The organism is Nonomuraea sp. NPDC059194 (assembly GCF_042754765.1).
Classification (GTDB): domain Bacteria; phylum Actinomycetota; class Actinomycetes; order Streptosporangiales; family Streptosporangiaceae; genus Nonomuraea.
Map to the genome: position 1 here is coordinate 24,797 of NZ_JBHZBH010000029.1, position 20,191 is coordinate 44,987.

The 20,191-nt window shown below is 70.2% G+C and carries 21 protein-coding genes; 7 read left to right on the top strand and 14 right to left on the bottom strand.

What is annotated here, in order from left to right:
• Positions 1-136: 136 nt before the first annotated feature.
• A complete protein-coding gene (locus ACFXJ8_RS30065) occupies positions 137-319 on the top strand; it encodes a hypothetical protein (protein WP_379647342.1) in 183 nt (60 codons plus the stop codon).
• 120 nt (positions 320-439) lie between these two features.
• Here ACFXJ8_RS30065 and ACFXJ8_RS30070 read toward each other — a convergent pair whose 3' ends face one another.
• The 5 genes from ACFXJ8_RS30070 to clpS form a co-directional block, all read right to left on the bottom strand.
• Entirely contained in the window at positions 440-1,387 is a 948-nt protein-coding gene (locus ACFXJ8_RS30070; protein ID WP_379647343.1) for a PLP-dependent cysteine synthase family protein, read from the bottom strand.
• Between the two features lie 588 nt (positions 1,388-1,975).
• On the bottom strand, positions 1,976-2,254 hold the full coding sequence (locus ACFXJ8_RS30075; RefSeq protein WP_358131645.1) for a MoaD/ThiS family protein: 279 nt from the start codon (positions 2,252-2,254) through the stop codon (positions 1,976-1,978).
• Positions 2,255-2,450: 196 nt separating this feature from the next.
• Positions 2,451-2,855, bottom strand: a complete 405-nt coding sequence (locus ACFXJ8_RS30080; RefSeq protein ID WP_379647344.1) for a Mov34/MPN/PAD-1 family protein — start codon at positions 2,853-2,855, stop codon at positions 2,451-2,453.
• A gap of 435 nt (positions 2,856-3,290) precedes the next feature.
• Positions 3,291-3,815: a DUF2017 domain-containing protein gene (locus ACFXJ8_RS30085; protein WP_379647345.1), complete on the bottom strand. Its 525-nt coding sequence runs from the start codon at positions 3,813-3,815 to the stop codon at positions 3,291-3,293.
• Positions 3,816-3,825: 10 nt separating this feature from the next.
• Entirely contained in the window at positions 3,826-4,119 is a 294-nt protein-coding gene (gene clpS / locus ACFXJ8_RS30090) for an ATP-dependent Clp protease adapter ClpS (RefSeq protein ID WP_358131639.1), read from the bottom strand.
• Between the two features lie 46 nt (positions 4,120-4,165).
• Between clpS and ACFXJ8_RS30095 the strand changes: the two genes are divergently transcribed.
• From ACFXJ8_RS30095 to ACFXJ8_RS30105, 3 genes are all read left to right on the top strand, one after another.
• On the top strand, positions 4,166-5,449 hold the full coding sequence (locus ACFXJ8_RS30095) for a nicotinate phosphoribosyltransferase (RefSeq protein ID WP_379647431.1): 1,284 nt from the start codon (positions 4,166-4,168) through the stop codon (positions 5,447-5,449).
• A 391-nt stretch (positions 5,450-5,840) separates the two neighbouring features.
• Positions 5,841-6,410, top strand: a complete 570-nt coding sequence (locus tag ACFXJ8_RS30100) for a nicotinamidase (RefSeq protein WP_379647346.1) — start codon at positions 5,841-5,843, stop codon at positions 6,408-6,410.
• A 341-nt stretch (positions 6,411-6,751) separates the two neighbouring features.
• Positions 6,752-7,279: a hypothetical protein gene (locus tag ACFXJ8_RS30105; RefSeq protein ID WP_379647347.1), complete on the top strand. Its 528-nt coding sequence runs from the start codon at positions 6,752-6,754 to the stop codon at positions 7,277-7,279.
• A gap of 101 nt (positions 7,280-7,380) precedes the next feature.
• Here ACFXJ8_RS30105 and ACFXJ8_RS30110 read toward each other — a convergent pair whose 3' ends face one another.
• From ACFXJ8_RS30110 to ACFXJ8_RS30135, 6 genes are all read right to left on the bottom strand, one after another.
• Positions 7,381-9,135 (bottom strand): DEAD/DEAH box helicase, encoded by a 1,755-nt coding sequence (locus ACFXJ8_RS30110; protein WP_379647348.1) that lies wholly within the window; start codon positions 9,133-9,135, stop codon positions 7,381-7,383.
• A gap of 124 nt (positions 9,136-9,259) precedes the next feature.
• On the bottom strand, positions 9,260-9,988 hold the full coding sequence (locus ACFXJ8_RS30115; protein WP_379647349.1) for a hypothetical protein: 729 nt from the start codon (positions 9,986-9,988) through the stop codon (positions 9,260-9,262).
• Positions 9,989-10,061: 73 nt separating this feature from the next.
• Positions 10,062-11,441: an MFS transporter gene (locus ACFXJ8_RS30120; RefSeq protein ID WP_379647350.1), complete on the bottom strand. Its 1,380-nt coding sequence runs from the start codon at positions 11,439-11,441 to the stop codon at positions 10,062-10,064.
• Between the two features lie 9 nt (positions 11,442-11,450).
• A complete protein-coding gene (locus ACFXJ8_RS30125; protein WP_379647351.1) occupies positions 11,451-12,353 on the bottom strand; it encodes a zinc metalloprotease in 903 nt (300 codons plus the stop codon).
• Between the two features lie 118 nt (positions 12,354-12,471).
• Positions 12,472-12,729 (bottom strand): DUF3039 domain-containing protein, encoded by a 258-nt coding sequence (locus tag ACFXJ8_RS30130; RefSeq protein ID WP_379647352.1) that lies wholly within the window; start codon positions 12,727-12,729, stop codon positions 12,472-12,474.
• A gap of 88 nt (positions 12,730-12,817) precedes the next feature.
• The gene (locus ACFXJ8_RS30135) at positions 12,818-14,398 is read right to left on the bottom strand and encodes an MFS transporter (protein ID WP_379647353.1); all 1,581 of its coding nucleotides are present in this window, start codon (positions 14,396-14,398) and stop codon (positions 12,818-12,820) included.
• 121 nt (positions 14,399-14,519) lie between these two features.
• Between ACFXJ8_RS30135 and ACFXJ8_RS30140 the strand changes: the two genes are divergently transcribed.
• Positions 14,520-15,137 carry a TetR family transcriptional regulator gene (locus ACFXJ8_RS30140; protein ID WP_379647354.1) on the top strand — a complete coding sequence of 206 codons (618 nt, stop codon included), beginning with the start codon at positions 14,520-14,522 and terminating at the stop codon, positions 15,135-15,137.
• Positions 15,138-15,144: 7 nt separating this feature from the next.
• Here the strand turns inward: ACFXJ8_RS30140 and ACFXJ8_RS30145 are convergent, their stop codons facing one another.
• A complete protein-coding gene (locus tag ACFXJ8_RS30145) occupies positions 15,145-15,723 on the bottom strand; it encodes a YqgE/AlgH family protein (protein ID WP_379647355.1) in 579 nt (192 codons plus the stop codon).
• A 120-nt stretch (positions 15,724-15,843) separates the two neighbouring features.
• On the opposite strand from ACFXJ8_RS30145, the gene ACFXJ8_RS30150 reads away from it, so the two are divergent.
• On the top strand, positions 15,844-16,455 hold the full coding sequence (locus ACFXJ8_RS30150; RefSeq protein ID WP_379647356.1) for a hypothetical protein: 612 nt from the start codon (positions 15,844-15,846) through the stop codon (positions 16,453-16,455).
• Between the two features lie 29 nt (positions 16,456-16,484).
• Here the strand turns inward: ACFXJ8_RS30150 and ACFXJ8_RS30155 are convergent, their stop codons facing one another.
• Positions 16,485-17,102 (bottom strand): TetR/AcrR family transcriptional regulator, encoded by a 618-nt coding sequence (locus tag ACFXJ8_RS30155; protein ID WP_379647357.1) that lies wholly within the window; start codon positions 17,100-17,102, stop codon positions 16,485-16,487.
• A gap of 67 nt (positions 17,103-17,169) precedes the next feature.
• Between ACFXJ8_RS30155 and ACFXJ8_RS30160 the strand changes: the two genes are divergently transcribed.
• On the top strand, positions 17,170-18,576 hold the full coding sequence (locus tag ACFXJ8_RS30160) for an MFS transporter (protein WP_379647358.1): 1,407 nt from the start codon (positions 17,170-17,172) through the stop codon (positions 18,574-18,576).
• A 108-nt stretch (positions 18,577-18,684) separates the two neighbouring features.
• Here ACFXJ8_RS30160 and ACFXJ8_RS30165 read toward each other — a convergent pair whose 3' ends face one another.
• The gene (locus tag ACFXJ8_RS30165) at positions 18,685-20,094 is read right to left on the bottom strand and encodes an NAD-dependent malic enzyme (protein WP_379647432.1); all 1,410 of its coding nucleotides are present in this window, start codon (positions 20,092-20,094) and stop codon (positions 18,685-18,687) included.
• Between the last annotated feature and the right edge of the window lie 97 nt (positions 20,095-20,191).

A 20,191-nucleotide genomic window follows, 5' to 3' on the forward strand; every position in this document is an offset into this window, starting at 1 on the left:
GGTGCGCGGCCCTTCTCGTGGCTCCACATCGAGCGATGGCCCGCGAACCGGGCGTCAACCAACCTAAAATCCAGAGAGCACCGGGGATGAGATAGATCCCCGGTGCCCAATCCCAACACTAGGGGAAGGGCACCGAGTGAGTAACAAGACCACGGAGGAGCGCGTCAAGGACCTGGAGTCCTGGGCGTTCCAGACGGGCCGGGACCTCGCAGAGATCAAGTCGGTTCAGGCTGACCACACCGAGCGTCTCGCGCAGATCGAGCAGGGTGTCGGTCTCCTCCTGGCCCACTACAGCATCCAGCGGCCAGGAACGGAGTGAAGCTCCCCGTAGGGCCGGCTTGATGACGGCGACGGTGGTCCGTCTCCAGCCCGGTAGATCTTGCGCTGAGCCCGAGGTCTGGACTCAGCGCCGGCTCCGGGCTTGGCGCAAGCGTGAGGGTCAGGCCCAGAGCTGGCCTTCGAGCCTGGTCTCCGCCTCGTCGAGGGTGCCCTCGTAGGCGCCGGTCGACAGATACTTCCACCCGCCGTCGGCCACCACGAACACGATGTCGGCCCGCGCGCCCGCCTTCACGGCCTTGCCGGCCATCCCCAGCGCCGCGTGTAGGGCCGCGCCGGTGGAGACGCCCGCGAAGATGCCCTCGGCGACCAGCAGCTCCCTGGTACGGCGCAGCGCGTCGCCGGAGCCGACGGAGAAGCGCGTGGTCAGCACCGACTCGTCGTACAGCTCGGGGATGAAGCCCTCGTCGACGTTGCGCAGGCCGTACACGAGCTCGCCGTACCGCGGCTCGGCGGCCACGATCTGCACGTCGGGCACGTGTTCGCGCAGGTAGCGGCCGACGCCCATGAGTGTGCCCGTGGTGCCGAGCCCTGCGACGAAGTGGGTCACGGTCGGCAGGTCCTGAAGGATCTCGGGGCCCGTCGACTCGTAGTGGGAGCGCCAGTTGGCCGGGTTGCCGTACTGGTAGAGCATGATCCACGACGGGTTCTCGGCCGCGAGCTGCTTGGCCCGCCTGACCGCCTCGTTGGAGCCGCCCGCGGCGGGCGAGGAGATGATCTCCGCGCCCCACATCCGCAGGAGCTGGCGGCGCTCCTCCGAGGTGTTCTCCGGCATGACGCAGATCAGCTTGTAGCCCTTGAGTTTGGCCGACATGGCCAGCGAGATGCCGGTGTTGCCGCTGGTCGGCTCCAGGATCGTGCAACCGGGCGCGAGCAGGCCGTCCTTTTCCGCCTGCTCGATCATCCACAGCGCGGGGCGATCCTTGATGGATCCCGTGGGGTTGCGGTCCTCCAGCTTGGCCCAGATCCGGACGTCGTCGGAGGGCGAGAGCCTGGGCAGGCCCACGAGCGGCGTGCGACCGACGGAGTCGATCAGGGAGTCAAAGCGCATGGTGTACGGCTTCCGCTTCGGCGTTCACAGGGATCTGGGTGTGTGGCACACGACGGGTCGCGCGCCACGGGAAAGGTCTCGCCCTTCGGACCGGCCATCAGGACCACGCCGCACAAGCGATGGCCCCGACGGCTCGTCCCCAGCCTAGGACCGAGCCGACCTGGCCGGCTCATCCAGCACCGGCTCGTCCAGCGCGTCCGGGCTCAGCCGTCCGGGCCAGGCCCGTCGGAGCGACCGATCGCACCGAACCGGGTTCGAGCGGCCCGTCCGAGCGACGGTCGGGTCCGGATCCGGTCGACCGAGCCGGGTCTGCCCGAGCGGCCGTCCGAACCAGATCCGATCGACCGCCAGGTTCGTGCGGACTCGGTCTCGCAGGCCGGACCGGTCCGTCGGGATCTCGGCCCTCCGAACGGAGCCGGTCCGATCGGGCCGGGCCCGTCGGAGCGACCGTCCGGACCGGCGGTGATCGGGCGGGTTCGTCGGGATCACGGCCGTCCAGGCTGATCCGGTGGAGCTGGACCGGGTCGGAACAGCTCGGACTCGGTCAGGCCGGGTCCGGTCGGGCCGGGGGCGTCGCGGTGTCGGAGGTCAGCGGGAGCCGCCCGCGACGGCGGGCAGCACGGTCACGGTGTCACCGTCGGCGACAGGCGTGCCGAGCCCGCCGAGGAAGCGGACGTCCTCGTCGTTGAGATACACGTTCACGAATCGGCGCAGCGCGCCCTGGTCGACCAGCCGGTCCTTGATGCCCGGGTGCCGGGACTCCAGGTTGCTGATCAGCTCGTCGAGCGTGGCGCCCTCGGCGTCGACGGCCTTGGCGCCGTCGGTGTAGTTGCGCAGGATGGTCGGGATGCGAACCTCGATGGCCATCGCGGGTCAGTCTCCTCGTTCATGTCGTCGTCCACCGGGCAAACGCCGGCGCGGGATAAGGGATTCCGTAAAACTGCCGGTCAGCGACAGTCGTAGACGACAACGGACGGAGTGTGCGCGAAGAGGAAGCTCTGCACAGGCCGGACCGTCATGGACAGAAGTGTACCCAGGGTGCGAATCGCCCCGGCTCCTCGTCTCATGTGATGGTCACCTCTTCCTCGGTGATCACCCCGTCGACGATGCGGTAGGAGCGCAGCTCCGCCTGCTCGCCGAGCTCCTCCCTGGTGGAGACGAGCACGTAGTGGGCATTCGGCTCCGAGGCGTACGACACGTCGGTGCGGGAGGGGTAGGCCTCGGTGGCGGTGTGGGAGTGGTAGATCACGACGGGCTCCTCGTCGCGGTCGTCCATCTCGCGCCACACCTTCAACTGCTCGATCGAGTCGAAGCGGTAGAAGGTGGGTGAGCGCTCGGCGTTCTCCATGGGGACGAACCGCTCGGGAACGCCACCACGACCCGCGATCACCCCGCACGCCTCGTCGGGGTGGTCGGCGCGGGCATGCGCAATGATCTTGTCGACAAGATCCTGCGAGATCGTCAGCATGCTGCAGAGATTACCTGGACCGTCGCGAACGCCTCGACGCCCGGGTCTCCCACCGCGCGCCGCCACCCGGCAGCCGCGGGCCGAGGCCCAGCGGACGACGTAGCTCACGGCGATGGCGGCCCCACCCGAAGCGCGGGACTCCCCGAGGACGCGAGCCGGCGCCTCTCAGGAGGAGATGCCTCAGGTGAGACGCCAGTGCTGGAACCCGCCTCCCACGAGCACGCCTCGGAGGAGGCTCGGTGCTGGGGCTCGCCTCCCGTCCTCTCCGAAGGATGCTCAGTTCTCCCTCGGTGCCGGAACGCGGCGCCCCGCGGAGCGTCCCCCTCTGGAGGTTCAGGTCGGGGGCCCTCGGGTGGCGAAGGACCGGAAGCAGAAGACCGGAAGGCGGAGGCCTGGAAGGAAGGGGCCGGAAGGCGGAAGCCGGGAGGAGGGGTCCTACCAGAGGGCGCGGACCAGGGTGTCCTGGAGGTAGGTCAGCCAGTCGTAGGTCACGAACGCCGGATACCGCGGATCGTCCTCCGACATCGTCGCGATCTCCTCGTGCACCTCCTCCGTCACCTCCAGCCGCGTGCCCAGCGCCAGCCGTACATCGTTGAGAGAGCGCAGCCACGCCTGGGCCTGCTCGGCCGTGAGCTCGGTGCGTCCGGGCCTGGCGGTGTCGAGCATCGTCTGCGCGTCTGCCCGCTTGCCCTCCCGCAGCGTCGCCTCGGTGTAGCGGCGAAACTCCCCCGCCGAGGCGTCGTCGGCGTACGCGGACGGGAACAGCCTGGCCAGCACCGGGTCGGTGGGCGCCTCGGCCGAGCCGATGCCCAGCGCGCGCTCCAGCGGGTCGTCGCCGGTCTCGCCGGGCTCGACGAGGCCGAGCACCTGCGTCACCAGCGACCGCAGGATCGAGACCTCGGCGGCCTCGAACTGCGCGATGACCCCACCGCCATGACGGGACTTGAAGCCCGAGCTCACCGGCACCACCTCACGAGAGCGAGTCCGACTGGAGCGTCGCCCACAGGCCGTAGGAGTGAAGAATCTGCACATCGCGTTCCATTTCTTCACGCGTGCCGCTCGACACGACGGCCTTGCCCTTGTGGTGGACGTCCATCATGAGCTTTTCGGCCTTCTCCTTGGAGTAGCCGAACACGGTCTGGAACACATAGGTCACATACGACATCAGGTTAACCGGGTCGTTCCAGACAATCGTGACCCATGGCAGATCGGGCCTGACGTCCGTTGAAGGACGCTCGACGGCGATTGGAGCGGTGCTACCCACATCCCCGAGTCTGCCCTATCTGGGCCGTAGTCTCGAACTCGTGAGAATGACCATGAGCACTGCGTTGCTTACAGATCACTATGAGCTGACGATGTTGCAGGCGGCCCTCCGGAGTGGGGCCGCGCACCGGCGGGCGATCTTCGAGGTGTTCGCGCGCCATTTGCCAGGAGGACGGCGGTATGGGGTGGTCGCCGGCGTCGGCAGAGTGCTGGACGAGCTGGAGCACTTCCGCTTCGGCGACGACGAGCTCGCCTTCCTGCGGGAGCACGGCATCGTGGACGAGCCGACCCTGGCGTTTCTCGCCGATTACCGATTTTCCGGGAGCATGTACGGCTACCGCGAAGGCGACGTCTACTTCCCCGCCTCGCCCATCCTGGTGGTGGAGGGCACGTTCGCCGAGGCCGTCCTGTTGGAGACGCTGGTCCTGTCCATCCTGAACCACGACTGCGCGATCGCCTCGGCGGCCTCCCGCATGGCGAACGCCGCGGGCACGCGGCCGCTCATCGAGATGGGCTCGCGCCGTACCCACGAATGGGCCGGGGTCGCGGCCGCCCGCGCGGCCTACGTCGCCGGTTTCTCCTCGACGTCGAACCTGATGGCGGGCTGCGAGTACGGCATTCCCACCGCGGGTACGGCCGCGCACGCCTTCACCCTGCTGCACGACAGCGAGCGGGACGCCTTCGAGGCCCAGATCGCCTCGCTCGGCCCGGGCACGACGTTGCTGGTCGACACCTACGACGTCGCAGAAGCCGTACGGACGGCGGTGGAGCTGGCGGGCAACGAGCTCGGCGCGGTCCGCATCGACTCGGGCGACCTGGCGGCGGCGGCGCAGGAGGTGCGCGAGCAGCTCGACGCGCTCGGCGCGTTCAAGACCCGCATCCTGGTCACCTCCGACCTGGACGAGTACGCGATCGCGGCGCTCGCCGCGGCTCCCGTCGACGGGTACGGCGTGGGCACCTCGCTGGTGACGGGCTCGGGCGTGCCCACGGCGGCGCTGGTCTACAAGATGGTGGCCAGGGAGACCGCGTCGGGCAAGCTGGAGGCGGTCGCCAAGCGATCGGTGGGCAAGCCGTCGCGCGGCGGCCGCAAGCAGGCCTTCCGCCTGCTGGACGAGCACGGGCACTACGACACCGAGCTGGTCACCACGTCGGACGTCGCCCCCGAGGGCGGGATCCCGTTGCTGCACGAGCTGGTGCGCGACGGCGAGATCGTCGGCAGGGAGCCCCTCGACGCGGCCCGCGACCGGCATCGCGCGGTGATCGAGCGACTGCCGCAGGACGCCCTTCACCTCGCAAGGGGGTACGCGGCGATCCCGACCGAGTTCGCCTGAGCCCGCCCCGCCCCCTCCGGCATCCCCGAGCTCGCCCCCGCCACCACCGAGCCCACCCAAGCCCGGCCCCACCACCTCGGGCACCACCGAGCTCACGTGAGCCCGGCCCCACCACCTCGGCCACCACCGAGCTCACCCGAGCCCGGCCCCGTTGCCTCCGGCCCGACCGAGTTCGTCCCAAAGAAGATCCCCTTATCCGGGCGGCTTCGCCTGAGGGTGAGCCCGCCACCGCAGGCGCGGCCGAGTCCGCCTGAGGGCGAGCCCGCCACTTCAGGCGCGGCCGAGTGAGCCCTGAGGAAAGCACCACCTCCCCCGGGCACCACCGAATCCGCTCGAGACGGGACCCCGCCACCTCGGGCGCGGTGGGCCGGTCGTGAGTAGGCTCGGTAGTGTGAGCACCGCATTGATCATCGTGGACGTACAGAACGACTTCTGCGAGGGCGGCAGCCTCCCGGTCGAGGGCGGCGCGGCGGTCGCGAAGGCGATCAGCGAGCATGTGGCCAAGCACCCCTACGACCACGTGGTGGCCACGCGTGACTACCACGTGGACCCTGGCGTGCACTTCGCCGACGATCCCAACTACGCCACCACCTGGCCACCGCACTGCGTCGCGGGCACGAGCGGTGCGGACTTCCACCCGAACTTCGACACCTCGAAGGTCGAGGAGGTCTTCAGCAAGGGCGCGGGCGCTGCGGCCTACAGCGGCTTCGAGGGCGCGTCGGGGTCGGGGGTGTCGCTGGCCCAGTGGCTGGCCGAGCGGGGCGTGCACGCGGTCGACGTCGTCGGCCTCGCCACCGACCACTGCGTGCGCGCCACGGCGCTCGACGCGGTGGAGCACGGGCTGGCGGTCCGGGTGCTGCTCAGCCTGACGGCGGGCGTGGCCAGGAACACCACGCAGGCGGCGCTGGGCCAGCTGAAGGACGCGGGCGCGATCCTCGCCGGCGCCCCCTTCGTCGGCTGACATCACGCCGCGCAGAAGGCACCCAACAACGGCCCCGTCGTCAGCTGATGCCGCGGGGCGCAGGAGGCATCCCCATCGTCGGCTGAGGTCACGGGGCGCAGGAGGCATCCCCATCGTCGGCTGAGGTCACGGGATGCAGGAGACACCCAGCAACCTGGGACGCACACCACGGCCCACCATCGGCCGGGCACCCACAAGGATGCCCCAACCTCGACCGGCGTCACGGCGCGTAGACAGCCGACAACGCTGTGGTTATGTGATAGTCAAGGCGATGAGAACTCTCCGCTTCTGAACTACTACGGAGAGCTAGCAAGCTCACTCGACGCGCAGAGGAACGCCCCATGCTCGCCATCGCTCTCGGCATCGCCTGGCTCGTGCTGTCGCCGCTGTGCCTGTGGATCATCTTCCGCGGCCGCCTGGGAGCCAAGATCGGCGCCGTGCTCACGCTGGCCGCGATGGAGGCGGCGACGGTGGCGGTGCGCCCCGCCCAGGAGGTTCCGCAGGTCGTGGCGTACGACGTGCCCGCTCCCCCGCGGCCCGAGGCGGGCGAGTGCGCCGAGCGGACACCCGTCCCGCGGGCGGCGCGGCTGGAGAAGGGCCACGAGAGCCTGGAGCTGTTCTGGTCGGCCGAGCCCGACGAGTGCCGTACCGCCAAGGTCGTCCTGCGCCAGAAGGGGCGTCAGCTGCGGGTCTGGGTGCACGAGGGCCCGATGCGCGGCCACCGTGAGGGCATGCGGACGGTTCCCGTGCGGGTCGTCGGTGACACGGCCTCGCTCCACCTGGCCCTCGACGTGCCCAAGCGCGCCCACTACCAGCCGGTCGACGGGCGCACCGGCCGCCACATCGCGCCGCTCAGGAAACATCACTGACATCCCGCCGAAGAACGGGCGGCTACCCGGTGCTCCCCGGTGGCCGCCCGTCACCACGAAATCGCGCCCGCCGTCCCAAGATCAGCGCCATGAACGCGGGATCAACGAGATGATCGTTGCGTCGCCCAGTGGCGGATCTTGTCGATGCGCTCCTGGACCTGCTCGCCCGTCGCCTGGGCGATCGGCGGCCCTCCGCAGGCACGACGCAGCTCGGAGTGGATCACCCCGTGCGGCTGCCCCGTGCGATGGTTCCACGCCCCCACGAGGCCGTTGAGCTCCTTACGCAGCTCGGCCAGCTGCTCGTGCGGCGACAGCACCGGCTCGGCGGGCTTGGGCGCACGCCGCTTGGCAGCCTGCTGGTCGGCCTGCCGCTTGCGCAGCAGCGAGGCGACCTGGTCGGGCTCCAGCAACCCGGGCAGGCCGAGGAAGTCCTCCTCCTCGGCCGAACCGACCTCCGCGCCGGTGCCGAACTCGCCGCCGTCGAACAGCACCCTGTCGAAGGTCGCCGTCGTCTCCATCGTCTCGAACGGCAACTCGTCGCCGAGGACGTCAGGGTTGTCCTTCTTGCGGTTGGCCTCCTGCAGCAGGCTGTCGTCAAGGCCGTCCTCCGGCGGGCGCTTGTTGAGGACGTGGTCGCGCTCGACCTCCATCTCGTTGGCCAGCCCCATGAGGGTCGGCACGGACGGCAGGAAGACCGAGGCGGTCTCGCCGCGCTTGCGAGCCCGCACGAAGCGCCCGACGGCCTGGGCGAAGAACAGCGGGGTGGAGGTCGAGGTGGCGTAGACGCCGACGCACAGGCGCGGGATGTCGACGCCCTCGGAGACCATGCGGACGGCCACCAGCCAGCGGTCCTGCGAGGCGGCGAACTGCTTGATCTTCTTGGATGCGCCAGGGTCGTCGGAGAGCACGACCGTGGCGCCCTCGCCGGTGATGTTGCGCAGGTGGCGGGCGTAGGCGCGGGCCGCCTCGTGGTCGGTGGCGATGACCAGGCCGCCCGCGTCGGGCACGCCGCGCCGTACCTCGGTGAGGCGGCGGTCGGCGGCCTGCATGACCTGGCGGATCCAGTCGCCCTTGGGGTCGAGCGCCGCCCTCCAGGCCTGGGAGAGCTGGTCCTTGGTCAGTGGCGTGCCGAGCGTGGCGGCGATCTCGTCGCCCGCGCGGGTGCGCCACTTCATCTCGCCGGAGTAGGCCAGGAAGATGACGGGACGGACGACGCCGTCGGCCAGGGCGGGGCCGTAGCCGTAGGAGTAGTCGGAGACGCTGCGCTTGAAGCCCTCGGCGTCGTCGGCGTACTCGACGAAGGGGATCGGGCTGTCGTCGGAGCGGAACGGCGTGCCCGTCAGGTGGAGGCGGCGGGTGGCCGGCTCGAAGGCCTCGCGGATGCCGTCGCCCCACGACTTGGCGTCGCCCGCGTGGTGGACCTCGTCGAAGATCACGAGCGTCTTGCGGGCCTCGGTGCGGGCCCGGTGGAGCGCGGGATGCATGGCGACCTGGGCGTAGGTCACCGCGACGCCGACGTAGTCGCGCGAGGTGGCGCCCTGGCTGTTCTTGAACTCGGGGTCGATCGCGATGCCGACCTTGGCCGCCGCGTCGGCCCACTGGCGCTTGAGGTGCTCGGTCGGGGTGACGATGGTGATCGCCCTGATCACGCCCTGGGAGAGCAGCTCGCTGGCGATGCGCAGCGCGTAGGTGGTCTTGCCGGCTCCGGGGGTGGCCACGGTCATGAAGTCCCGTGGCTCGCGTCTGAAATAGAGGTCGAAGGCCTCCTGCTGCCAGGCGCGCAGCTTGGTCGCCGTGCCCCATGCGGCACGGTCGGGATAGGAGGGCGACAGGTGGGATGCCGCGAACGTACTCACGCCATCACCTCTGGGACTCGTGTGCTTCGCTCTCTCACAGTGACCCAAGGGTAATCGGGGGCACCGACAAGACGTGCCGTGCTATGGGGATCCTGGCCAAGGTCACCTCTGCGTGCTAAGGGGCTTATCGCACGCTCGTCATGACAGCGTCGAGCGCCTGCCTGCTGGGGATTCGGTCGGGTTGGAGCAGGCCGACGACGACCACGCTCCTTCCCTGCTTCGTGAGAAGCATCACTCGAAGATACGCGGGCTGGTTCACCACGTCCTTGTACTCCGCGCGCAGCGAACGCGTGTGCCCGCCGTACGGGCCGATCGTGATGGGCGCGTCGGCGACGACGGTCACCTTGTCGCCGTGGAGCAGCAGGCGCGCGTAGAGCTCGGCCGCCTCCGCGGTTGCCCTGGCGGCGGCCCCGGGGGCGGCTCCCGGCGCGTCGCTCGGCCTGGTCATCACCAGCGCCCCGGCCGCCGAGCGCGCGGCCGAGGTGAAGCCGGTGACGGGCGGCAGGGGGTCCTGCCGCCACCCTTCGGGCAGCGGGATCGTGACGGCCGCCGCCGCGTCGGTCAGCCGCGCCGTCAGGACCTGTTCGGGTACGGCCGGCCGCAGCACGGCCACGACCAGCCCCGTCACCATCCCGCCCGCCACGACCAGCGCGAGCACGGCCCCCGCACGAGACCGCCACCCACCGCCCGTCCTCCTGGGCGCGGCGGGGCCGCCGTACAGCCTCGCGGACGGCGGCAGCGCCTCGCTGAACGGACCAGACGCCGACCGCTCCACCGTGCGCCTGAGCCGGGGATTCCAGGGCGGCTCAGGGTCCTGCGAACCCGGCGGCCAGACCCGGCGATCGTCCTCCATGCCGCCGTCTTACCACTCCCACGGACGGCCATCAGGGGATTCGTGATCGCTGGGACGCGAGGGGGAAATGAGTTCAGGACCGCACTCTGGAGGCGGCGATCACGGCGCCCAGTGCGACGGCGCCCATGAGGAGCGCGATCACGACGAACCCGACGGAGATCTGCTCGGGCGTGTGGCCGATCAGGTTGATCAGCGCGCCGCCGACGCCGATGGCCAGGGCGGATCCGAGGGTGTCCATGACCTGCAGCGCCGCGGAGTTCTTGCCCTGTTCGGCCTCGGGCGACTGCTTCATCATGGTCACGCTGACCGTGGTGACGGCGATGCCCATGCCCAGGCCGGCGGCGATCCAGGCGGGCACGGCGATCCAGCCGCTGACCGACGGCAGCGCGGTGAGCATCGTGAGCAGCACGCCCACCAGGACGGCGACGGCGCCGAGGCGCAGCAGCCGCTCCGGTGCAAGGGCGCGCCTGCTCTGCAGGTAGGAGCCGGTGGACCAGCCCAGGGCGCCGGTGGTGAGCGCGATGCCCGCCTGCGTGGTGCCGAAGTGCTGGACCTGGGTGAGGACGAGCGGGATGAAGGAGTTCACGCCGAAGAAGGCGGCGGAGTACATGCCGCGCATCATGATCGTGGTGGGCAGGCCGCGGGCCAGCCTCAGCGCGCCCTTGGGCAGCAGCCTGGGCAGGCTGAGGGCCAGCAGGACCAGGCCGCCCACGGTCTCCACCGCGCCCATGACGGGCGACTCGTGCAGCTCGTCGATGCCGAACAGCAGCAGCCCCGCGCCCGCCGCGGTCGCGGCGGCCGTCAAGATGCGCAGCAGCGCACCCGAGCCGGCACCCGAGCCGGGCTCGTGGGAGCTCTGCCTGAGCGCGGGCAGCAGCATGAGCAGGGCGGGCACGACGAGCGGGCAGATGCCGTAGAAGACCCAGCGCCAGCCGACGGTTTCGGCCACGAGCCCGGCCACCGCAGGGCCGACCATGGCGGGCACCACCCAGGCGGCGGAGAGCCCGGCGAAGATCTTGCCCCTGGCCTCGGGCGGGTAGACCCGGGCGATCATCACGTAGATCGCCACGACGGTCGAGCCGCCGCCGAGCCCCTGCACGACCCGCGCCAGGACGAACAGCTCCTTGTTGACCGCCGCTCCCGCCAGCGCCATGCCGACGACGAACAGCGCGATGCCCGCGACGAACGGCAGCGCGTGGCCCTTCCTGTCCGACCACAGGCCCGCCACGACGTTGGCGAACAGGCCCGCGATGAGGAAGGCCGAAAAACTCATGCCGTACAGGCCGAGGGCGTCGAGCTCCCGCGAGACCACGGGCATCACGACGCCGACGGACATTCCCTCGAAGGCGACGAGCGTGACGCAGAGCAGGATGCCGGTCGTCGCCGTGCGGTACTCGGGACCGAAGATCCGAGGAGGCGCGTATGGAGTGTCGGGTGTCTTCGGTGCTGTCACCCGGACATCCTAGTTGCGCTGGACAGGCTCCCTGCCCGCCGGAGCGGCGGCGGCGGCCCTGTTCCGCGGCGCCCGGTAGGCGGCCCACATCTCGTGCATGCGCACCGCCTGCCCCTGGGTGAACTCCGTCATGCAGTCGTCGTAGCTGTAGTCCATGTAGTTGTGGATCGGGTCGAGACCCGGCTGGACGCAGGTGTCCTTGCCCTCGGGGCAGCCCGCGGTCGGCTGGTCCTGGAACGGGGTGTCGTCGACGCCGTCGCCGGTCGCCGTGCAGCCGTTCTCGAAGGTGTGGAACAGGCCGAGCCAGTGCCCGATCTCGTGGACGGCGGTGAGCCCGCGGTTGAAGTTGGTCAGCGTGCCGCCCGGCATGCTGCGCCAGTCGACGACGACGCCGTCGGTGACGGGCATGGTCTGGTACCAGAACGCGTACGTCGAGTAGCCCAGCATGAGCGATGTCAGCTGGCCGATGTACAGGTTGAGCGTGTCGGAGCCGCCCCGGCGGAGTTGTGTCTTGATCGCGGTGTCGTTGGCCAGCGGGTTGGCGAACCACTGCGGCCGGTTGGTCACCGTCACGCCGTCGAGGCGGAAGCGCATGCCGGTGTCGACACCGCCGTACTGCCCGGCGTACGCCGCGTTGATGGTGGCCACCTGGGCCCTGACCGCCTCGTCGGTCGGCCGCAGGTTGCCGTCGGTCAGCACGTGGACCCACATGGGCACGGTGACGACGGCGGGAGGGGCGGCCGGCAGCTTGTGCAGCCGCTGGCCGAGGTCGGCGAGCACCCTGGCGACAGGCGCGTGGCCGGGGTCCGCCCGGCCACCGCTGTGCTGCTCGGCGGGCCTGCAGCCCTCAGGTGTGGTCGCGGACGCGTCCGCGGGTTGTATGGAAATGTGCCCGAATGCGAGCAGGCACATCAAAACGACGGCAGACGCGCGCCGAGCCATGCGATCCCCCGATACGGCATGAGCTGGTCAATATCGCGACCTTAGCTTCACCGTGGGGCGATCACCGGTGATCGACACTCACTGAGTGTTACTGCTTGCCGTCGTCTCCGTCGCCACCCTGCGGCAGGCCCCCGTAGATTTCCTTGCATTCGGGGCACACCGGGTATTTCTTGGGGTCACGGCTGGGCACCCAGATCTTGCCACACAGGGCGCGGATCGGCGTGCCTGTCACCATGCTCTCGGTGATCTTGTGCTTGTCGGCGTAGTGGGCGAACCGCTCGTGATCGCCGTCGCCGTGCGACAGCCGCGGCGTGGTTTCCTGCTCGGGAAGGATCTTCGTGCTCACGCCATCGAGTCTATGCGGATCCGGGGGCGGTCCAGGAAAAGGTACGGCTCCCGCCGGGGATGGCGGGAGCCGTACGGAATGCCGGAGCTCACCCGACGTGGACGGGAGCGCCCTCGGTCGGCGTGGCGCCGCGCTTGACGAACAGCGCCAGGACCGCGGTGAGGATCGCGACGGCGGTGCTCACCAGGAACGCCAGGTGCATGCCGTCCATGAAGGAGCTGTGCACCGCGTTGGTGACCAACTGGGCGACCTGGGCGGGCAGGCCCTGGGTGGGCGCCGTGCCGAAGGCCGCCGCCTGCTCCAGCAGGCGCATCTGCTCCGGCGGGATCGCCTGGGCGGCGGGGCCGAGGTAGCCGGGCAGCTTGCTCGCGATCTCGCCGGCCATGACCGCGCCGAGGATGGCGGTGCCGAGCGCGCCGCCGACCTGCATGGCCGACTGCTGCACGCCACCGGCCACACCCGCGTACTGCGGGTCGACGTTGCCCACGATGATCTCGGTGGCGCCGACGAAGACCGGCGACAGACCGAAGGCCAGCACCAGGAACGGGATGCCGCTCTCGACGAAGGAGGCGTCGACGCCCAGGCGGGACATCAGGAACATCGCCACGGCGGTGATCACCAGGCCGGACGCCATCGTGATCTTCGGGCCGAGCTTGCCGATCGCCATGCCCGCCAGTGGCGAGGCGATGATCATTCCGGCGCTCATCGGCAGCATGCGCAGACCCGCCTCCAGCGGGGTCAGGCCGTGGACGCCCTGGAAGAAGAAGCCCAGGAAGAACATCGCGCCGAACATCGCGAAGGCCACCATCATCATCAGGCCGACGCCGATGGAGACCGAGGGGTTCTTGAAGATCGCCAGCGGCACCAGCGGCTGACGCGCCACGGTCTGCCAGAAGATGAACACCGCCGTCAGCACCGCGAAACCGATCAGGAAGCCGACGGTCTTGGCGTCGCCCCAGCCCCACTCGGGAGCCTTGATGATCGACCAGACCAGCGCGAACATCGCGCCGGACAGCAGCACCACACCCAGCCAGTCGACCTTGGACAGCAGCTGGGACCTGCTCTCCCTGATGATCAGCACACCCATGATCAGCGCGATGACGCCCACGGGGCCGTTGATGAAGAACACCGACTGCCAGCTGACGTTCTGCACCAGCAGGCCACCCACGATCGGTCCGGCCGCGCTGGACAGGCCGATGATGGCGCCCCACGCGCCCATCGCCTGGTTGAGCCTGGGGCCGGGGAAGGCGTTGCGGAGCAGGGCGAGCGCGGCCGGCTGCAGCAACGCGCCGAACAGGCCCTGGAGCACGCGGAAGAAGATCAACGCGGTGACCGAGCCGGTGAAGCCGATCGCCAGCGACGTCACGGTGAAGCCGGCGACACCGATCAGGAAGATGCGCTTGTGGCCGAACAGGTCACCCAGCTTGCCCGCCGTGATCAGGAAGACGGCCAGGGCCAGCAGGTAGCCGCTCGTCACCCACTGAAGGTCGGAAAGGGAGGCGTTGAGCTCCTTGCCGATGACCGGGTTGGCGATGCCGACCACGGTGCCGTCGAGCATCACCATGATCACGCCCAGCGAGACCGCCAGGAGCGTCAGCCATGGACTGCCGTTCGCACCCCCTTCCGCGTCTGACGGCGTGGGCGCCGTCACGGTCTTGGCTTGGGCCATGGAGTCCCCCTCAGTACTGACGAAACGGTAGCTGAAGTAACTTATGGCACCGACTGACAGATGACAAATGGTTTTATTTGCCTGCTTCTGACTTATGGCACACTGTGATAGGGAGGTTGCCATGGGCCTACGAGAACGTAAAAAGGAGAAGACGCGCCTGGCGATCCTCGACGCGGCGCTCGACCTGTTCCTCGAACAAGGATACGAGGCGACCACCGTCGAGCAGATCGCGGGGTCGGTCGACGTCTCAGCCAGGACGTTCTTCCGCTACTTCACCGGCAAGGAACACGTCGTGCTGTGGTTCCACGACAACACCGAAGAGCTCCTCACCGAGGCTCTGGCGGACCGTCCGGACGACGAACCGCCCTTCACCTCGCTCCTGCACGCCCTGCGCACCATGATGCAGGGGTTCAAGGACGCAACGCCTGAGGACACCGCGAGGTTCCTCAAGATGCAGCATCTCCACGAGATCAACCCCGTGCTGGCGGGCCGGAGCGTGGCCCGTGGAGTCGAGACCGAGCGGCGGCTGGCCAACGAGATCGCCAGGCGCCAGGGCGTCGACCCCGACTCCGACCAGTTGCCCCATCTTGTCGTCGCCTACGCCATGGCGACCGTACGCGTCGGCTTCGAGTGCCCCCGGCCGAAGGTGACCGACATGACGGAGATGCTCGAACGCGTGGAGGCGGCCCTCACCCTCGCCGAGCGCTGCTTCCGGCCCGGCTGGGACCTGGCTCGCTAGTTCCCCGCTAGTTCATCGTGGGGTCGTCGGGATGGGTGGCCACGAACGCCAGCTCACCCCGCTGCCTGCGCAGCACCGCCCGCCACAGGCGGCCGGGATCGGCGTCGAAGGTGTCACCCACCTCGGAGTCGACGACGTACCACGCGCCCTCGGCGATCTCGCCCTCCAGCTGCCCCGACGTCCACCCCGCATAGCCCGCGAAGATCCGCATCTGGGCGATCTCCCCCGCCAGGATCTCCGGTGGCGCGTCCAGGTCGACGGTGCCGAGCCTGGACACCGACGGCGTGCCGGCGTGCAGCCGCCGCCAGCCCAGCGGCTCCTCCCCACTCGGCACCGCGGCCAGCGCGAGCGCGCTGTCGGTCTGCACCGGGCCGCCCTCGAACAGGACGGCGGGGCCGCTCACCAGTGTGTCCCACACCGGCAGCACCTGGGTGACGGCGATCTCGCTCGGCCGGTTCAGCACGACGCCGAGAGTGCCGCCGTCGACGTCGTGTTCGAGGATCAGCACCACGCTGCGCCGGAAGTTGGGGTCGTCGAGCAGCGGCGTCGCCACCAGCAACCCGCCGACGTAGATCGCCTCCGCCATGCATCCATCATGACCGGTGCGAAGGGCATCCCGCGCCCCCAGACACCGGATGTTACTCGTTGAACACATATGGGCACCGTACGTAGCAGAGATCGCAAGCGTGCGTGCTCGGGAGGAGCCATGACCACCGGAAGCCGACTCGCCCTTCTCGTGCTGACCGCACCGGTCGGGGCGCTGCTCCTGCTGCCGGCGGCCGCCTCCGCGCACGAGGGCGACCCGTTCACGATGTCGCTGGGCAAGACCAGGTGCGACACCAACATGGTCGCGGTGGTCCTGAGGAGCACCAGCGACTACGCGTCGGGGTTCACCGTCCAGAAGGACGACCACCTGGTGGAGCGCGGCACGGTGCGGGCGCGCAGGAGCACGACGGTCTACGTGCCGCTCGCCCGTGGGCGGTCGGCCGGCATCGAGGTCAGCTACGTCGGCGACGGGCACGACGACAAGCTGGTCGACTCGCAGCGGGTCTACAACAGCTGCCCCAGGAAGGGTGGCGGATGGGGCGACGACGACTGGGGGCACGGCCGCTGGGAGAACTGGGGAGACCGCGACGGGCGCCTGCCGTACACGGGGCCGCCGGCGGACCTGATGGGCAAGCTGGCGACCGGGGGCGGGCTGGTGCTGATGGGCGGGATCGTCTGGTGGTACGGGTCGATCTGGCCGCGCCAGACGCCTGACGGGCCGCTCACGAGCACCCGCACCCCCCGCCGCCGCTACCCGGACCTCAAGGAGTAGCACCCGCCCCGCGGGCCGCGGCGGGGTTCTCAGGTGGTGGGGATGAAGGCGCCGGCGCGGGCGGCGGCGAGGGTCGTGCGGACCGCGCGTTCGGCCACCGCCTCGTCCACCGGCTCGCGGGTCACCAGTAGCCGGTAGTAGATCGGCGCCGACACCGCCCGCACCACCTCCGCGCCGTCCGTCCCCTCGGGTAGTTCCCCACGGGCCACCGCCAGCTCGACCACCGTGGCCCACTCCCGCACCCGCCGCAGGTAGAACTCCCGCAGCGCCGCCGCCGCCTGCTCGTCACAGGTCGCCGCGGCGATCACCGCCTGCAGCGTCGCTCCCAGCCGCTCGTCGGCGACCGCCCCCAGCACGCCCGCCGCGTTCGCCAGCAGGTCGCCCTCGACCGACCCCGTGTCCGCGTGCGGCGCCGACTGGTCGGCCAGCTCGGTCATCAGGTCGGTGACCAGGCCCGCGGGCCCGCCCCACCGCCGGTAGACGGTCGTCTTCCCGACGCCCGCCCGTGCCGCCACCTGATCCATGGCCAGCCCGTGGAAGCCGCGCTCCACGAGCTCGTCCTGCGTGGCCTCCAGCACCGCGGCCCGCACTCTCGCCGTACGGCCGCCGGGCCGTACCGTTCCCGCCAAATGGGTCTGCTGTTCCATTAACACTCCTCGGCATGCTAGTGTCTGCACATCTTAACGGAACTTGCGACCCATTAAGGGGATGCTGATGACCACGTTGGACATGCGCGCTCCCGCCACCACGATGGCGGGCCGGCAGCGATTGACCCTGATCCTGCTGCTCGGCGCCCAGTTCATGCTCGCCGTCGACTTCTCGATCCTGAACGTCGCCCTGCCCGTCATCGGCCAGGGCCTCGGCTTCGAGCTGTCGAATCTCCAGTGGATCGCCACCGCCTTCGCGCTGGCCGCCGCCGGGTTCACGCTGCTGTTCGGCCGCATCGCCGACGTGTTCGGCCGACGGCGGCTCTTCCTGGCCGGCATGGCGCTATTGGGACTTTCTTCCCTGGTGGGAGGGTTGGCCACCTCGCCGAGCATGCTGCTGGTCGCCAGGGTCGCCCAGGGCCTGGCCACCGCGATCGTCACCCCCGCCGGCCTGTCGCTGCTCACCACCTCCTTCCCCGAAGGGCCCCTGCGTGACCGGGCGCTCGGGTTGAACGGCGCGCTGATGTCGGCGGGCTTCACCTCGGGCGCGGTGCTCGGCGGCGTGCTGACCGAGCTGCTGAGCTGGCGGTGGGCGTTCTTCATCAACGTGCCCGTGGCGCTGGCCGTCCTGGTCGCGGCGCCTGCCGTACTGGCCGAGAGCAGGCACGAGCGGCGGCCCACGATGGACCTGCCGGGCGCCGTGACCGTCACCGCCGGACTGCTCGCGTTGGTCTTCGGCCTCACCCAGGCCGGTGAGTACGGCTTCGCCTCGCCCGTCGCGCTCGGCGGCCTGGCGGCGGGCGCGGTGCTGCTGGTGGCGTTCTGGTTCGCCGAGCGCAGGGCGGTCTCGCCGCTGGTGCCCGTCGCCATCCTCAAGCGCCCCAGCGTGAAGTGGGGCAACCTGGCCGGGCTGCTGGCCTTCGCCACCGAGACGTCGCTGGTCTTCCTCATGACGCTCTACCTGCAGAAGGTGCTCGGCTACTCCGCGCTGGCCACGGGGCTCGCCTTCGGGGTGCTCGGCCTCGGCACGGTCGTGGGCGGCGTCGGCGCTTCCCGCGTCATCGCCCGCCTCGGCAGCCGTCCCACGCTGATCACCGGCTTCGCCGTCCAGGCCATCGCCACGGCTTCGCTGGCGCTGCTCGGCACCTCGCAGGGGTGGATCTGGCTGCTGCTGGTGGCCACCTTCGTCGGCGGCGTCGGGAACATGCTGGCGATCGTCGGCTTCATGGTGACCGCCACCTCGGGCCTGCCCGATTCGGAGCAGGGCCTGGCCACCGGTCTGGCCACGATGACGCAGCAGGTGGGGATCACGATGGGCATCCCCGTCATGAGCGCCGTCGTCACGGCGGCGATGGCGGTGGACGCGGACGTGCTCGGCGGGGTGCGGGTCGCCGTCCTCGCCAACGCGGCGCTGGTGCTGCTCGGCATCGTCGTCAGCGCCGCCCTCCGCAGGAAGCCTGCCACAGCGGAATGACCGCGGAAAGGAGCCGACCGGTCGCCGCTCTCCCGGGCCCGAATGCCCGGGACGAGCGGCTTCTCGGCATCCGACCCCTGGCCGCCAGAGCCCGGGATCAGCGTCGGGTCAGGCCTCGGTGAAGCCGCGGGCGCGCCCGCCAGCCGAGTCGCGGACGGCCGCGGCCACGGCGGTGGCGACGTCGGGGTGGAAGACGCTGGGGATGATGTAGTTGGGCCCGAGCTCCTCGGGCGTCACCACCGCGGCCAGCGCGCCCGCCGCCGCCAGCAGCATCTGCTGGCTGACCTCCGTGGCCTGGGCGTCGAGCAGGCCACGGAAGACGCCGGGGAAGGCCAGCACGTTGTTGATCTGGTTGGGGTAGTCGGAGCGCCCCGTGGCGACGACGGCCGCGTGCTCGCGGGCGTCGTCGGGCGAGACCTCGGGCTCGGGGTTGGCCAGGGCGAACACGACGGCGTCCGAGGCCATGGTGGCGATGTCGTCGCCGTTGAGGATGCCGGGGGCCGACACACCCACGAAGACGTCGGCGCCCTTGACCGCGCCGCGCAGGTCGCCGGAGTAGCCCTCGGCGTTGGTGTGCTCGGCGATCCAGCGCAGCGAGTCGTCGAGGTCGTCGCGGCCCAGGTGGACGGCGCCGAGGTAGTCGCAGACGATCACGTTGCGCGCGCCCGCGGCCAGCAGCAGCCGCAGGACGGCGGTGCCGGCGGCGCCCGCGCCCGCCATCGTGATGCGGACGTCCTCGAGGCGCTTGTCGACCACGCGCAGGGCGTTGGTCAGGGCGGCGAGGACGCAGATGGCGGTGCCGTGCTGGTCGTCGTGGAAGACGGGGATGTCGAGCAGGTCGCGCAGGCGGGCCTCGACCTCGAAGCAGCGCGGCGCGGAGATGTCCTCCAGGTTGATGCCGCCGAAGCCGGGCGCGATGGCGCGGACGATGGAGACGATCTCGTCGACGTCCTGGGTGTCGAGGCAGATCGGCCAGGCGTCGATGCCCGCGAACCGTTTGAACAGCGCCGCCTTGCCCTCCATGACGGGCAGCGCGGCGGCCGGGCCGATGTTGCCGAGGCCGAGCACGGCCGAGCCGTCGGTGACGACCGCGACGCTGTTGCGCTTGATGGTGAGGCGGCGGGCGTCTTCGGGGTTGCGGGCGATCGCCATGGAGACGCGCGCGACCCCCGGCGTGTACGCCATGGACAGCTCGTCACGGTTGCGCAGCGGCACCTTCGACTTCATCTCGATCTTGCCGCCGAGGTGCATGAGGAAGGTGCGGTCGGAGACCTTGTGGATGACGACGCCCTCGACCGCCTCCAGCTGGTCGACGATCTGCTGGGCGTGGTCGGTGTCCCTGGCGGCGCAGGTGACGTCGATGCGGAGCTTCTCGTGCCCCGCGTTGGTGACGTCGAGCGCGGTGACGACGCCACCGGCCGACTCTACGGCGTGGGTCAGCTGGCTGACCGCCTTGCCTCCTGCCGGCACCTCGAGCCGCACGGTGATGGAGTAGGACACGCTCGGGACGGTGGCCACGTCTTTCGCTCCTTTGCGCCTGACCAAGGATGCATCCATGGTGCCACCTCCGACGACTCCTCTCGACAGACACCTTTACGGCAGTGTTTACGGACAT

Coding starts and splice junctions, on each gene's coding strand:
- ACFXJ8_RS30070 (WP_379647343.1), bottom strand. CDS start 1,387: ATGCGCTTTGACTCCCTGATCGACTCCGTCGGTCGCACGCCGCTCGTG.
- ACFXJ8_RS30160 (WP_379647358.1), top strand. CDS start 17,170: ATGACCACGTTGGACATGCGCGCTCCCGCCACCACGATGGCGGGCCGG.
- ACFXJ8_RS30080 (WP_379647344.1), bottom strand. CDS start 2,855: ATGCTGACGATCTCGCAGGATCTTGTCGACAAGATCATTGCGCATGCC.
- ACFXJ8_RS30095 (WP_379647431.1), top strand. CDS start 4,166: ATGACCATGAGCACTGCGTTGCTTACAGATCACTATGAGCTGACGATG.
- ACFXJ8_RS30140 (WP_379647354.1), top strand. CDS start 14,520: ATGGGCCTACGAGAACGTAAAAAGGAGAAGACGCGCCTGGCGATCCTC.
- ACFXJ8_RS30105 (WP_379647347.1), top strand. CDS start 6,752: ATGCTCGCCATCGCTCTCGGCATCGCCTGGCTCGTGCTGTCGCCGCTG.
- ACFXJ8_RS30125 (WP_379647351.1), bottom strand. CDS start 12,353: ATGTGCCTGCTCGCATTCGGGCACATTTCCATACAACCCGCGGACGCG.
- ACFXJ8_RS30155 (WP_379647357.1), bottom strand. CDS start 17,102: ATGGAACAGCAGACCCATTTGGCGGGAACGGTACGGCCCGGCGGCCGT.
- ACFXJ8_RS30075 (WP_358131645.1), bottom strand. CDS start 2,254: ATGGCCATCGAGGTTCGCATCCCGACCATCCTGCGCAACTACACCGAC.
- ACFXJ8_RS30115 (WP_379647349.1), bottom strand. CDS start 9,988: ATGGAGGACGATCGCCGGGTCTGGCCGCCGGGTTCGCAGGACCCTGAG.
- ACFXJ8_RS30145 (WP_379647355.1), bottom strand. CDS start 15,723: ATGGCGGAGGCGATCTACGTCGGCGGGTTGCTGGTGGCGACGCCGCTG.
- ACFXJ8_RS30150 (WP_379647356.1), top strand. CDS start 15,844: ATGACCACCGGAAGCCGACTCGCCCTTCTCGTGCTGACCGCACCGGTC.
- ACFXJ8_RS30135 (WP_379647353.1), bottom strand. CDS start 14,398: ATGGCCCAAGCCAAGACCGTGACGGCGCCCACGCCGTCAGACGCGGAA.